Here is a 13,382-nt window from a genome sequence, read left to right on the forward strand (position 1 = left end):
TTTCAAGTGTGAGTGGCACAGAGGAGGTTTCGGAGGAGAGACTCTTTGAGCTGCAAGCCCGGCTGTGCAAGTTCATGAGCCACCCGCTGAGGCTACGGCTGCTCGAGCTCCTCGAGAGCCAGGAGCGGAGCGTCTCAGAGCTCGTCGAGCTTACGGGCGAGCCTCAGCCCGTGGTCTCGAGGCACCTCGCCTACATGCAGCAGCTCGGCATAGTGACGTCCGAGAGGAGGGGCACAAAGGTGTACTACAAGGTCAAGTACCCCGAGCTCAGGGAGGCGTGCAAGATCCTCCGCGGCGTGCTCGTGAAGATCCTTAAGGAGGGCAGAAGCCTCGCCCTGATCAGCGAATAGCAGTCACGAGCGCTGTAGCAAGGGCGTTGGAAAGGCCTCTCGGGGTGCAGGGCGTGGAGAACTGGGTGAAGGGGGTCTTAGCCTACACAGCACTGAGCTTTGCCCACGCTTCATCTATCGACTACGCTTTCGCCTCTACCGCAGACACTGCTCCCGGGGTGGCTTTAGCGTGGGGCTTCCTGAGGATGTACACACCTACCCTAAGCGCGCTGCTTGTTGCACTGCTCGTCGACAGGGGCGGGAGCGTGCTGGAGGCCCTCGGCTTGAGAATGGCGGGTGGGAGGGTTGTCGTCTGGTACTTGCTTGCCCCGCTCCTCGTGCTCCCCCCGCTTGCCCTTTGCCTGCTCTTCGAGGCGCTCCTCGGGAAGCTCGACCTCGCTGGGCTGTCTGCGAGCCTGGGACCTGTCAGGCTGGACCCGCTGGTGGTTCTCTCCCTGTCGGTTCTATCGGGGTACTTCGCTGCAGTCACCGTTAACGCTCTCTTTGCGCTTGGTGAAGAGGTGGGCTGGAGAGGCTACTTGTACCACGCGCTGCTCCCGCGGCTCGGGTACTACAAGACCGTTCTAGCGGTAGGCATACTCTGGGGTTTCTGGCACGCTACTGCTATACTCTGGCTCGGCCATAACTACCCTGTGCACCGCGTGGAGGGAGCGCTCCTGTTCCCCCTCCTCACAGTCCTCCTATCACTCCCCATGTTCTACCTACGGGAGACATCGGGGAGCGTGCTGCCCGCGGCCAGCTTCCACGGGGCTGTGAACGCGTGGTGGGCGCTCACGGTGCTTGCCGCTCCAACGCTAGGTGACCTTGAGGGAGGAGTAGGGGCGGTCGGCATACTGTCTTGGGCGCTGTACGCCCTCGTCTACGCCCTCAGAAAAAGAAAGAATGCCTTTAAGTAGAGAAAGAGACCTTCACTCCGAAGTAGTCTTTGACGTGCGGCTTGAAGAAGTAGTAAAGGATCAGAGCGTCTACTAGTAGCCCGATTATCCCGTTGGGGAGAGCGAGGAGGGATGATAGCAGGCTAAGCGCGCTGAATATTACTGTGAGCCACCACGCCCAGCCTCGGCCTGTCCACAGCCCCAGCTTATTATCAACCAGATACCACCAGATATCAGTAGCGCCACGCTCAAGACTCCTGCTAGAAGCGCAATGGGATATGGGTAGTGCATGCTTTCCATCAAAAGGCTCTTGACGAGCGATCCTAGAGCTACAAGGGCTATCCCGGCGAAGATGAGTAAGGCCGCCACGATGAAGCCCAGTATCGCTAGAATCGTTACCCCAGTCGGCCTCACCCTTGAAGGTGGAGACGGCGGAGTAAGAGTTTGCGCCGACATCAAGATCACGTACACGGGCCCCTTAATAAACATTTAGCAGGAAAAGCAAAGGAAAAAAGTTTTTTTAGATCCAACCTCTGAGCTTCATAGCGGTGTAAACTCGCTCAACCGCTAAGACGAAGGCCGCGTCTCGCATCGTGACCTGTCTACCGCTCTTCTCCGCCTTTAGCTTCTCCCACCTGTCAGCGGTTCTCTTGAAGTTCCTCTCCATGATGGAGGCGAGCCTCTGGCGCGTCTCCTCCTCGTCCCAGAACCACCACTGCAGGTTCTCAACCCACTCAAGGTAGGACATTATAACGCCGCCGGCGTTCGCCAGGATGTCTGGCACGACCGCGATGAAGTCCTTCCTGGAGTAGAGGATCCTCTCAGCCTCCGGGGTCGTGGGGCCGTTAGCCGCCTCGGCGATCAGCCGTGCTTTGACCTTCCCGGCGTTCCTCTCGGTGATAGTGTTCTCGATGGCCGCAGGGATGAGGATGTCCGCGTCGACGTACAGTGAAGCCTCAGGGTCGCTCAGCTTGTTCCCCCTCGGGTAGTTGATGACCTTCCCTGTCTCGTTCGTCACCTTTATTGCCAGCTCAGGGTCGATCCCGTTGGGGTCGTAGACGGTGCCGGAGATGTCGCTTACTGCCACGACTTTGGCACCTAGCCTAGTGGCCCAGAGGGCCGCGTACTGCCCAGCGTTGCCGAATCCGTGTATTGTTATTGTCCGCCCCTCAAAGCCGCCCATCCACCTCTCGGCCGCGGCCTTGGCTGCGATGACGGTTCCATAGCCGGTCGAGTAGAGCCTCACAGGGTTGCCCCAGAGCTCAGGGGGCTTGGCCGTGAAGACGGCGGGCACGTTGTAGCCCTTGAGCTTGCTGTACTCGTCCACCATCCAGGCCATTATCTGCGGGTTAGTGTTCACGTCGGGTGCGGGAATGTCCTGCTCAGGACCTATAATGGAGGCGATGGCCCTCGCGTAACCCCGGCTCAGCTGCTCCAGCTCGCGCACACTCATCTTCTTCGGGTCGCACCTGACCGCGCCCTTACCGCCACCGTAAGGTATGCCAGCCAGCGAGTTCTTCAGCGTCATCCCCATGGCGAGCGCAATGACGGTCTCGAGGGTGACCTCAGGGTGGAACCTGATGCCTCCCTTGTAGGGCCCGAGAGCGTTGTTATGCTGGACGCGGTAGCCCTCGAAAACCACCAGCTTACCGTTATCCATCCTCACGGGGATTTTGACCATCAGCACCCTGTCGGGCTTGCTGAGGTAGTCGTAGACCTCCTCTGGGAGCCCGGCTAGCTCGATGGATTCCCTAAGCACTTTCAGCATCCACTCGAGGTATGAAGACATTTTAGGTCGTGTTTTACATACATCAAACCTTAGTATATATTTTTCTAAAAAAAACCTTAAATGAATTACCGCAAGACCATCCGGAAAGCTACAGGTATTGAAGCGGGCGAGGCCCAGCAATTAGCCGTGTCTACGGCAGATAAGTTAAAAATAACCGTTCCGGCAATTAGGTTGCGTGGAGCTCGTAGAGACCCTTGTCATCGTAGGCGTCGTGGTGGCGATAGCCCTAGCATTAGCGTTCTTCGCGTCCAGCATGGTCTCCCAGAATACTGGCGTCGAGCAGCTGGACATACAGTACGTGTTCAACGGTAGCAGCAAGCTCACGATCCATATCAGGAACCGCGGCACTCAGCCGACCTCGGTGACCCTGGTCAAGGTCGATGGACGCGCATACCCGCAGAGCGTGTACATACAGCCCGGCGGGACGGCTACGGTGACTGTGGAGGTGGAGGGCTCTCTACCGGTACACGAAGTGGTTGTAGTAACCTCCTCGGGCACAGAGTACGCGAGGCCCGTCAAGCCTTGAACCAAAAGGATTTAAGCTGAGAACACGTGGTTTGCCCCCGATGGAGTATACGTTTCTCGGAAATACAGGCGAGAAGATCTCCAGGATCGGGCTCGGCGCGTGGCAGTTCAGCGAGAGCTGGGGCTTGACGGATTACGAGGCGGCAAAGAGGGTTATCCAGGAAGCCCACGCACAGGGGATAAACCTCATCGACACGGCGGAGGTTTATGGCAGAGGGATGAGCGAGGAGTTCGTGGGAAGAGCGCTAAGGGAGCTTGGGCTGAGAGACAGCTTCCTCGTAGCCTCAAAAATCCCCGGTGACTTCCTGGCTGAGCACGACGTGTACAAGGCTGTTGAGAGGAGCCTGAAGAGGCTTCAGGTAGAGGAAATCGACCTGATGCAGGTTCACTGGCCCCCATGCTGGCACAACATCCCGACGTGCGAGTACATGCGCGCGCTCGAGAAGCTGGTCCACATGGGTAAGCTGAGGTACATAGGTCTGAGCAACTTCCCTCCAGCTCTTATAGATGAGGCGAGGTACTGCCTCTCCACCGAAGACGTGGTATCCATTCAGGTTAGGTACAACCTAGTTGAAAGGGACGCTGAGAAGGAGATCCTGCCTTACGCTGAGCGAGAGGGGCTCACGCTCCTAGCTTGAAGCCCGCTGGCGAAGGGCGCGTTGACCGGGAAGTACACTCCAGACAACCTCCCCAAGTTCCAGGACGTGAGGAGCGGAGAGGCGGTTTTTCACCCAGAAAACTTCGCCCAAGTGTATAAGCTCGTGGAAGTCCTCGCAGAAGTCGGGAGCAAGTACGGCAAGAGCCCATCGCAGGTTGCCCTTAACTGGCTTGTGTCGTCAAGCCCCGTCGTCGTTCCCATTCCCGGTGCTAAGAGCGAGGAGCAGGTCAGGAGCAACGCGGGAGGCGCAGGCTGGAGGATGAGCTACGAGGACTGGCTCAGGATAGAGGAGGCTAGTAGCAAGGTTAGAATCACAAGGGTCCTCTGGTAACCATTATCTATATTTAGACCACCTAATACTTTATTGCCTGATGAGTGAAACAATCGAAATCGAAGTTATAAGGCCTGTCAACCCGGCAGGTGTCAGCTTTATAAAGTATCTTTGGGGTGCTATTGGCGCGAGAAACCGAACCGTCCTGCAAGAGTACAGACGGGAGCTTACCAAGCTGATCCAACGGCTCGGCTTCACCCTGGAAGAGAAAATAGGCTCAAACAAGCTCATCACAGGGACTGTTGTTCTAGAGCTCAACAACGGCAAACCCGTTAAGATAACCGCCAAGGACTTAAGAATCTGGCAGGAAACGGGGAGCTTCCCTGAAGCGATTACGGTAGAGCTGAAGGAGTAAACTAAACCTTGTTTCTGACTTCGTTTTTCAAGGCATTTTATTCTTTATCAGAAAACGCTATAAGCAGATGCGAGCTGTCGTTCACGTATGGGAGAGCTAAAAAGGGAGCTGGGGTTAGGCTACGCCACTCTGTTCGGCGTGGGCCTCATCCTTGGCGCCGGTATATACGTTCTTGTCGGCCGCGCAGCCGGGCTAGTTGGAGACGCCGTATGGCTCAGCGTCGCTTTTGCCGGTGTGATAGCCCTCTCCACAGCCTTCTCCTACGCCGAGCTATCCTCGATGTTCCCCACGGCGGCCAGCACGCACACGTACATTGAGAAGGCTTTCCCCAATTTCAGGGCATTGGCCTTCGTGTCGGCTTGGCTGATATTCTTCGGGGGGGTCGCTGGAGCTGCAACGGCGGCTCTAGGCTTCGCAGGCTACTTCGTAAGCATTGCGGGCCTAGGTTCCAGCGCCATAGTGCCTGTGACGATCACTCTCCTAGCGCTGCTCTCGCTCCTAAACTGGTGGGGTATAAGGGAGTCAGCCTCCCTCTCAGCGGTCTTCACGCTGATAGAGGCCTCAGGCCTCCTCTTCGTGGCTGCTCTGGGCTTTTTATTCCCACAACGGCAGCCCGACTACTTCTCCTTTAATCCCAACGTCGACCCGGTGCTTGCAGTTATGGCTGGTGCGGCTATATTCTACTTCGCTTACACGGGCTTTGAGTACCAGCCAACCTTGAGCGAGGAAACAAAGAACCCCGAGAGAGTCGTCCCGAAGGCCATAGTCCTAGCCATACTCGTGACCACCCTCATCTACATCCTCGTCGCGATGGCTGTGGTCAGGCTGATAGGCTGGGAGGATCTAGCACACAGCAAAGCCCCTCTAGCTGAAGCGGCTTCGAGGGTGTGGAAGCCCTCGTACGCCCTTCTTTCATTCATCGCGCTTTTCGCCACAACGAACACTGTTCTAGGCTTCCTCGTTTCAGCCTCGAGGCTTGCCTACGGCCTCGCGGAGGAGGGCGTCGTCCACCGAGGGCTCGGCAAGGTGGACGGGTGGCGCAGAACCCCGTACGTCTCCGTTGCCTTTGCCGGTGTACTGTCGATATCGCTAGTCCTACTCACGGATTACCTGCCTGAAGTGACGGGCTGGAGGCTAGCTTTCGGGCAGTACCAGTACGAGCTGATAGACCTTGTCGGTAAAACCGCGAGCCTCTCGGTTCTCTTGGCGTTCCTGGTGGTTAACCTCTCGGTGGTCGTCTTGAGGAGGACCGAGGCCGAACGCCAAAGGTTCTTCAGGATACCCCTCAGCATCAGAAATATCCCTGTGCTACCTCTGGTGGCAGACGCGCTCATCGTGATCTTTATTGCGTTGAGCTTCAGTGACTGGATTGTGTGGCTGAGCACAGGTGTGGTTGTGCTGATGGGGCTTCTCCTCTACAAGAGGTAAGCTTTTTAGGCCTACACCTCTTCGCGCAACTCATATTAGGATCACAAGCGTCAACACTCTCGGATGATGAGGGTTTCTGGTTCCGATCGGTAGTGAGGAGAGCTTGATTGCCTGACAACCTTTATAGCCCTTCTCGACTTACCTGAGCCTAGACCCTGACGATGCCCGGAGGAGTCGTTGAGAAGGTAAGGTCGGAGGTTGAAAAATTCCTGGAAGATAGGACGCAGTACAGAGGCGCGGTAATCATAGCTGACGGAGAGTACGTCGCGGTCGGCGAGGCTACAGCTGAAATTGGGCGTTCAGTGTTAGATACCGTTAACTTCATAGACGCGGTTTTCCGCAAGCTAGCAGCGGGTCCGCCGAGGTATTTCGTCGCGGAAGGGAATGGCTTCGGTGTTTCATACGGGAAATTCGGCTTCGGGAAAGCCGTAGTACTCATCTACTCGGGGTTGCCTATCGGAGCCGCAATGTACGACATCAAAAGTCTCTGCAGGAGGTTAAGCGCCTTTTCGCCCTGAGGGGGTGGTTGCGGTGAAAATCATAGGTGTAGCATGCCTGGGCACAGAGCCCCCTGAGAGCCTCAAGGAGAAAGCCCGTCTTTTCGTGGCGAGAGTCAGGGAGTTTTGCGGCACTAACACCTTCATAGCGCTTGGCGGCTACTGGGGTTTGATGAGAGTAGTTGCCGACGAAGCCTTGGCGAGCGGGCTGGGTGTTATCATTTTCCCTCCCTTGGAGCGCGAAGCTGAGCACTTCCCCGATGCAGCCATTGTTGTTCGAACGGGCATGGGATTCAGGCTGAGGAGCGTCGTATTGGCTAGGACCGCGGACATCCTCGTCGCGCTGGGCGGTGAGGCTGGAACAATGCAAGAGGTGTTCACGGCGTACCTCGAGGGAAAGCCCGTCTTGGTCCTAGGCGGTACGGGCCTCTCTACAGACAAGCTTAGCGCGTTTGCTCCCTACGTAGACTCGAGGGCTTTAGCAACTGTGAAAATTATTGAGGATCCGGTTGCTCTAGCCGAGGAGGCGTGCAGAGTGCTAGCCGAAGGCCCGGTCGCCCGCGTCGCCAAGCCCGGGAACTATGAAGGCCCTGGAGTTTAGCTGGGGATCCACCGCGAAAGCGTACATCGTTATACCCCCGTGCTCGCTGAGAATTCTCTTTACACCTACTTCGGTTGCTATGAGCGCTGAAACAATAATCTTCACGGCTTCGACCCGCTCCGTGACCTTGCGAAGAACGGCTGATAGAGTGGAACCCGTCGCCAGCATCGGGTCTACGACGATAATAACCCCCGAGCGCTCGGGAACCGACATGTAGCTCAGCTCCACTTCCAGACTGAACTCCCTACTCTCCGCGTCGTCCACTTCCGCTCTTTTCGCTGAGACGAAGCCAACTTTAGCGTCCTCGAACACCTCTAGCATACCCCATGCCATCGGGAGTGCGGCCCTGAGAACAGCTATGACGGTCACATCACAGCCGTACTCGAAGCCCTTGGCTCTCACGCCCAGCGGGGTCTCGACGCTCGTCTCTGTCAGCGGTACCTCGTTGGAGATCTCGTAGGCGGATATGATCCCTGCCTTGTAAAGCAAGCGCCGGAACTCCGATCTAGGTGTCTTACTGTCGCGTAGTCGAGACAGGATGACCTGAGCTGCAGGTTTATCTATCAGCCTTAACCGGTTCAGCGTGAAACCACTTTTCTCGACGACACCCCCCTTTAAAAAGTTGGCGTCACACCACGTTGGACTTGACGCGCGTGAGGTAGATTTCTCTCTCCAGCCTATACGCCTCATCTGGGAGCGGGTGCGGCTTACCAGCCAGGCGCGCCAAGAGGTACACCTTGGCGGCTCTCTCCACGTAAACGGCTGTATCAACGGCTTCGTCGAGAGTTCTGCCAACGGTTAAAATCCCGTGATTTGCCAGAATAACCGCACTACGGTCGCCCAGGGCTTTGACGATGTTCTCACCCAGTTGCGGTGATCCGGTTGGGGCGTAGTCGGCCACCTGCACCTCTCCACCGACGTAAATGACCGTTTCCTCAAGCACAGGCGGGATGCCTTCACGCAAGACTGCAAACACAGACGCGTAGACGGGGTGGACGTGAACGATGGCGTTGACGTCCATTCTAGCTTTGTAAATGGCTATGTGCGTTGGTAGCTCGACACTAGGCCGGCCGGAGCCCTCTATGACTCTTCCGCTGAGGTCCACCACTAGCAAGTCCTCAGGCACCAGGTCGCTTTTTCTCCGCCCGCTTGGGGATATGAGGATCCTGTCGCTGCCGATCCTCACGCTGATGTTGCCGCTGTAGCCGAAGTTCACCCCCAAGGATTCGAGGTACTGGAAGGCTCGGACGATCTTCCGGCGAAGCTCTACCTCGCGCTCCACATGCCAATGGGACAGGTTGCCTCCAATTAAGCTTATGTTGGTTGTCGCCTGAGGCCGGGTTTTCAGGCGTAATCCACGAGGATGCGGGAAGGCTTAATCTTTAATAGGCTAGGCTTGCTTGACAGAGTTATGCGCTTGTCGCCGGAGTGCGTGCCCTGCATACTCAACGTTCGCATGAGGGAAATCCTTGGCTCGGAGTTCAACGATGAGATGAAGATGCGAGCCGCGAAGGAGCTGGTAAAATCCTACGGCGAGATGCTTGAGGGCAGTGATACGACTACGATGCTCGCTTGGAGGGCTTACAGGAAATCGAAAGAACTTTTAGGTAAAGATGATCCTTACGTCGCGTTCAAGAAAAGGTCCCACGAGGTGGCGTTGCAGCTGTCCCAAGCCGTTTTAAGCGAGCTTGAATCCAAGGTAGGTTTTGAGCGATTCCACTATGCGGTCAGAGCCAGCCTCGCGGCAAATTTCATCGATCCGGGCTCGCCGATGGGAACCGGCCCGGAGGACTTTCACCACAGGCTGAGAGAGCTAAGGTTCGGGGTGGATGAGTCTGAGAAGCTTTACCTCACGTTGCTCCAGAGTAGCAGGGTGACGTACATTCTAGACAATTGCGGTGAAGCGGTGTTCGACATGATTCTCTTGAAGGAGATCTCAGCCATGGGCTCCGACATTAAAATCGTGGTCAAGGGCGAGCCATACCAGAACGACGTCACGGTCAGGGAGGCCAAGGAGTACGGGCTAGACGAGTTCGGAGAAGTTGTAAGCACCGGTAGCGACTTCCCGGGAGTGGTACCCGGGTATGCGTCTGAGGAGTCGTTAAGCGCGCTGAAGTGGGCTGACGTTGTGATCTCGAAGGGCATGGCGAACTACGAGGCATTCCTTGCGTACCCTCCCGAGAAGCCTGTTTTCGTAATGCTGGTTGCGAAGTGCGACCCCATTGCGCGCTCAATAGGAATAAAGAGAGGTGAGGCAGCGGCGTTCTTCCTGAAGGGGGCTCCGAACCTCTTGAAGTTCCAGTGATTCTCCCTGAACCGCTAAGTATTTTTCTGAGCCACGCGGCTTTATCACGCCAAAGGCGATGGTTTTAAATGGAAGAAAATCTTGTTGAGAAAGCAAAGGAGATATACAAAGATATCCCGATAGACGCTTCTTCCCTCGAAACGTACGTCAAGCTAATGCAACTTCAGAAAGAGCTAGAGGCAACTTTCGAGGAGAAGTTCTCCCACGTTGACGTCGAAAAAGCCAACTCTGTCATAAGGGAGGGGAAACCGGCCTTCCTGGGAGTGGACTTGAGCCTTAACGAGGAGGAGATGGGTCAGGCGATGCTCCAGATAACGGGGCTACTGAAATCCGAGGTGCCTGACGCGTCCCAGTTTCTAGAGCGGCTAGAGGAGGCATGGAAAAGCGGCCAGCTGAGCCTGGTCAATCTGGGTGAAAGCCTCCTGACAGGCGACGTCGACTACGCTCACGCCAAAGCCGAGGAGCTACAGGTTGATCACGAGGTCCTTGAAGCTGTTACCGCCTGGGTCATGCAAGTCTTATTCCAGGCGTTGGCCTCGCAGCTGAGCGGTAAAATAGACCTCTCGACATGGACCCTAGGAAGGTGCCCTGTTTGCGGCGGGTCCACGAGGCTCGAGATCGTAGATTCTGAAGGCTCAGCCCACCTGAAGTGCCAGTTCTGCGGCACCGAGTGGGGCTTCCAGGAGAACAAGTGCCCCTACTGCGGGAACGAGAGCGCAGAGGAGATCACATCGATTCCGGCAGACAAAGAAGGAAGGTTCACCCTGAATATCTGCCACGTTTGTGGGAGGTACTGGAAGGTGGTGGACGAGAGGAAGACTGGGCAAGCGGTGCCGAGAAAGCTCTACGACCTCTGGACGTTCAAACTGGACCTCATCGCAAGTGGTGGGAAAACAATCACTCCGGAGCAGTAGCTACTACCCTGAAACCGTGACGCCCTTAAACAGTATGTCTGGTGTGTATATACCTGTGTACGTGTTTCTCACGTGAACAGCCGGCTCAAGCGACGAAGCTATCGAGTATATGTTACCCGAGACTGTGACGGGTCGGAGAGGAACCAGCTCACCGCTCTTAACGAGGTAGGGGTTCGAGGCAACGACGCTGAAGTTTCCGGTGATGTAGTTAACGGTGTGAACGCTCAGAAGCGATCCATCAATCACGACGTTCGCATCCTCAAGGAGTGCGTCGGTTGTGTGGAGTCCTCCTTTTACGATGAGGTTGGATGAGGATATCCCTATTGCGCCTCTGCCTCTAACGGCGTTACCGGTGGAGGGGACTTTCATTCTCCTGGCAGTGTACATGTTGTGCAAGTAGGATTTCAGCACCCCTTTCTCCGCGAGGACTGTTCTCCTCCTCGGAACCCCCTCAGCGTCGTAAAGGGTTGTCGCGAGGCCACCAGGCATACAGCCATCATCTATCAACGTGAGCTCGCCCAGAACCTTTTCCCCCAATTTATCGCGGAGCGGGCTGAAACCCTCAAGAACGTTCATTGCGCTGAAAGCGGGGAGTATGAGGTACTCGATGAGGCTCGCTAAGGGCTCGGCCATAAACAGAGCGTTCCCCGTCAGCGGCTGTCCCAGCTTCTCAGCCCTCAGGCTGTCCAGGGCTAGCTTCTTCGCCTTCTCGATCATCTGGGCCGTATCGTAGATCAGCCCCCTTGCCTCAACGGAGGCCCCGCCCGTGCCCTCCCGGAAGCCATCCGATGACTTCAGCCAGATGAACAGCCCCATGGATGTTCCCCGGTCCTCTGCCCTCACGCCTCTCGTATTGTACGTCAGGCTCCTAAACACCGTGGAGGATCCCCCTGCAGCCGCGACCTTTAGCCTTGGGTCGAGAACATGCGCTTCACCTATTAGATCCTTCACAATGCTCGCGAGCTGCTCAACCTCGAGCGAAGCAACACCTTCGTCGTAACCGATCCAGCTGTGGACGGGCGGCTCTGGGTCAGGGAGAGCCTCCCAGTAAGGATCCTCCTCGGCTTTCTTAGCCATCTCCACCGCGCTACTGATGGTTCTCTCCACGACGTTCCAATCAGACGAAGTTGCCGTCGCGATAGCTACCCTTTTCCCAACGGCCACTCTAACCCACACGTCTGACGTGTACCTCGTGATGGGCTTCGGGTACGTCCCCTCGGACTTTACGCTTATAGTGCTCGTGCTGGTGATGCCGATCTCAGCCTCGCTCGCCCCGAGCTCGAGCGCTCGCTTCAAACCCTTATCCAGGATGTGGGCTAACTCCACCATCACCTTTCACCTCCCACGAGAAGCCGGGTAGCTCTCAGGGAAGGTCCCCCGTCACCGACGTGCACCATTTGGCCATACTTCCCACACCCTCCGAAGGGGCTCGTTGAGATTTCCACGTTGTCGGCCACGGCGTCGATGTACTTAAGCATCTCGAGTATGTTTCCTGCTAGAACGACGTCCCTTACGGGCTCCTTGAGCTCTCCGTTCTCAACGATAAACCCTATCCTAGAGTTGAAAGTGAAGGTGCCATCCTCCTCGACCTGACCCCCCGCCGGTTTGTCGAGCAGGAGCCCGTGTCGCGTCTCCCTTATTATTTCCTCCTCCTTCCAGTCACCCCTCTCGAAGAAAGTGTTTCTCATCCTCACGATAACGTCGTGGGCAAAGCTCTGAGCTCTTCCATTCCCCGTCGGCTTCATGCCGAGTAGCGCTGCACTCTCACGGCTGTGCAGGTAGCCGACCAGCACTCCACGCTCGACGAGCACTGTGCGCTGGGTAGGCGTACCCTCGTCGTCGACGGGCAGGACATAGCCGCCCCGCGGGTCAAAGCCGGAATCCACTATCGTCACAAGCTCGCTGGCTATTTGTTCGCCCAGACGACCGGTCAGGGGGCTCGTCTTCGTGAAAATACTGTCGGCTTCTGTGAGGTGGCCGAAGCTTTCATGGGCGAAGACGCCCGTGAGCTCAGGCCTTGTTATCACGACGTGCTCACCGGCAGGGGGGCGCCTAGCCTTCAGGGAGAGGCGTGCCATCTCCACCGCCTTCTCAGCGGCCTTCTCGGGTGCCTTATCTCCCGTAAAGTACTCCAGCCCCTGAGACGCCCCGAAAGTCTCGAAGCCATCCCCCGTCTTCCCGTTCTCGCGGAGAACCACAGACGCGGAGACCCCTGTTACAAGCCTCTCCGAAAGCACGCGCACGCCGTCCAGAGAGTAGACCTCCACGAAGCCGTAGTAAGCCCCGTAGCGCGATGTGGCCGACGACGCCCCGCTATCCTTCGCTACGCTGTAAGCCCTCTTAACTAGATCTATCTTCTCGTCCACCGCTACCCTCGATGGGTGCTTTCTCACCGAGTCGAAAGTGTACCTGCCCTCCTTGACGCCCAGCTCCGCGACAGACTTGTCTCCCTTGCCCAGCGCTTGAGCGGCTTTCACAGCGCTGATCAGTGCTCTCTCAAGCCCCTCTCTCGTCAACTCAGTGGTAGACGAGAAGCCGATACTGCCCTCCCTAATAACTCGAACAGCCACACCTCTAGAGGCCGAGATGCTGAGCGTGACGATTCGCCCGTTCACAAGCTGTATGTACTCGCGGGTCGTATCCTCGAACCTAACATCGGCAAAGCTGACACCCTCCTCTGAGGCCCTTCGGAGGAGAAACTCTGCCAGGTCTTCAAACACACCGTAATACCCAGGCGAACGAATATATGTTTTC

Annotated in this window: 15 protein-coding genes and 1 pseudogene; 10 read left to right on the plus strand and 6 right to left on the minus strand. The window is 56.7% G+C overall.

From position 1 onward, the window contains the following. The first annotated feature begins 8 nt into the window (after positions 1-8). Positions 9-350 carry an ArsR/SmtB family transcription factor gene (locus ACNO7C_RS05355; RefSeq protein ID WP_460024091.1) on the plus strand — a complete coding sequence of 114 codons (342 nt, stop codon included), beginning with the start codon at positions 9-11 and terminating at the stop codon, positions 348-350. Between the two features lie 53 nt (positions 351-403). Continuing rightward, positions 404-1,246, plus strand: a complete 843-nt coding sequence (locus ACNO7C_RS05360; RefSeq protein ID WP_460024092.1) for a CPBP family glutamic-type intramembrane protease — start codon at positions 404-406, stop codon at positions 1,244-1,246. 138 nt (positions 1,247-1,384) lie between these two features. Here ACNO7C_RS05360 and ACNO7C_RS05365 read toward each other — a convergent pair whose 3' ends face one another. Further along, entirely contained in the window at positions 1,385-1,681 is a 297-nt protein-coding gene (locus tag ACNO7C_RS05365) for a hypothetical protein (RefSeq protein ID WP_460024093.1), read from the minus strand. Between the two features lie 64 nt (positions 1,682-1,745). After that, positions 1,746-3,014 (minus strand): Glu/Leu/Phe/Val family dehydrogenase, encoded by a 1,269-nt coding sequence (locus ACNO7C_RS05370; RefSeq protein WP_460024094.1) that lies wholly within the window; start codon positions 3,012-3,014, stop codon positions 1,746-1,748. 175 nt (positions 3,015-3,189) lie between these two features. Here ACNO7C_RS05370 and ACNO7C_RS05375 point away from each other — a divergent pair, with 175 nt between their 5' ends. The 6 genes and pseudogenes from ACNO7C_RS05375 to ACNO7C_RS05400 all read left to right on the plus strand — a co-directional run bounded on the left by ACNO7C_RS05375 (position 3,190) and on the right by ACNO7C_RS05400 (position 7,409). Then, on the plus strand, positions 3,190-3,540 hold the full coding sequence (locus ACNO7C_RS05375) for a hypothetical protein (RefSeq protein ID WP_460024095.1): 351 nt from the start codon (positions 3,190-3,192) through the stop codon (positions 3,538-3,540). A 40-nt stretch (positions 3,541-3,580) separates the two neighbouring features. Beyond that, positions 3,581-4,528, plus strand: a pseudogene (locus ACNO7C_RS05380) (aldo/keto reductase). Positions 4,529-4,568: 40 nt separating this feature from the next. Continuing rightward, positions 4,569-4,883 (plus strand): hypothetical protein, encoded by a 315-nt coding sequence (locus ACNO7C_RS05385; RefSeq protein ID WP_460024096.1) that lies wholly within the window; start codon positions 4,569-4,571, stop codon positions 4,881-4,883. An 87-nt stretch (positions 4,884-4,970) separates the two neighbouring features. Continuing rightward, positions 4,971-6,311, plus strand: coding sequence for an APC family permease (locus ACNO7C_RS05390; protein ID WP_460024097.1), 1,341 nt, complete (start codon positions 4,971-4,973; stop codon positions 6,309-6,311). A 161-nt stretch (positions 6,312-6,472) separates the two neighbouring features. Beyond that, on the plus strand, positions 6,473-6,829 hold the full coding sequence (locus ACNO7C_RS05395) for a hypothetical protein (protein ID WP_460024098.1): 357 nt from the start codon (positions 6,473-6,475) through the stop codon (positions 6,827-6,829). A 13-nt stretch (positions 6,830-6,842) separates the two neighbouring features. Further along, positions 6,843-7,409 carry an SLOG cluster 4 domain-containing protein gene (locus ACNO7C_RS05400; RefSeq protein WP_460024099.1) on the plus strand — a complete coding sequence of 189 codons (567 nt, stop codon included), beginning with the start codon at positions 6,843-6,845 and terminating at the stop codon, positions 7,407-7,409. On the opposite strand, the gene upp is transcribed toward ACNO7C_RS05400, so the two are convergent. Continuing rightward, positions 7,347-8,099: a uracil phosphoribosyltransferase gene (gene upp, locus ACNO7C_RS05405; RefSeq protein ID WP_460024100.1), complete on the minus strand. Its 753-nt coding sequence runs from the start codon at positions 8,097-8,099 to the stop codon at positions 7,347-7,349. The two genes, ACNO7C_RS05400 and upp, sit on opposite strands and share 63 nt — an antisense overlap. Beyond that, on the minus strand, positions 8,038-8,691 hold the full coding sequence (locus ACNO7C_RS05410; protein ID WP_460024101.1) for a class II aldolase/adducin family protein: 654 nt from the start codon (positions 8,689-8,691) through the stop codon (positions 8,038-8,040). The genes upp and ACNO7C_RS05410 overlap by 62 nt, the downstream gene beginning before the upstream one ends. A gap of 129 nt (positions 8,692-8,820) precedes the next feature. Between ACNO7C_RS05410 and ACNO7C_RS05415 the strand changes: the two genes are divergently transcribed. Both ACNO7C_RS05415 and ACNO7C_RS05420 read left to right on the plus strand, forming a co-directional pair. Next, positions 8,821-9,714, plus strand: coding sequence for a damage-control phosphatase ARMT1 family protein (locus ACNO7C_RS05415; RefSeq protein ID WP_460024102.1), 894 nt, complete (start codon positions 8,821-8,823; stop codon positions 9,712-9,714). A 68-nt stretch (positions 9,715-9,782) separates the two neighbouring features. Beyond that, positions 9,783-10,628 (plus strand): formate dehydrogenase accessory protein FdhE, encoded by an 846-nt coding sequence (locus ACNO7C_RS05420; protein ID WP_460024103.1) that lies wholly within the window; start codon positions 9,783-9,785, stop codon positions 10,626-10,628. A gap of 3 nt (positions 10,629-10,631) precedes the next feature. On the opposite strand, the gene ACNO7C_RS05425 is transcribed toward ACNO7C_RS05420, so the two are convergent. Next, on the minus strand, positions 10,632-11,957 hold the full coding sequence (locus ACNO7C_RS05425; RefSeq protein WP_460024104.1) for a TldD/PmbA family protein: 1,326 nt from the start codon (positions 11,955-11,957) through the stop codon (positions 10,632-10,634). Then, positions 11,957-13,348, minus strand: coding sequence for a TldD/PmbA family protein (locus ACNO7C_RS05430; protein WP_460024105.1), 1,392 nt, complete (start codon positions 13,346-13,348; stop codon positions 11,957-11,959). The genes ACNO7C_RS05425 and ACNO7C_RS05430 overlap by 1 nt, the downstream gene beginning before the upstream one ends. Positions 13,349-13,382: the final 34 nt, after the last annotated feature.

The organism is Infirmifilum tikiterense (assembly GCF_054696565.1).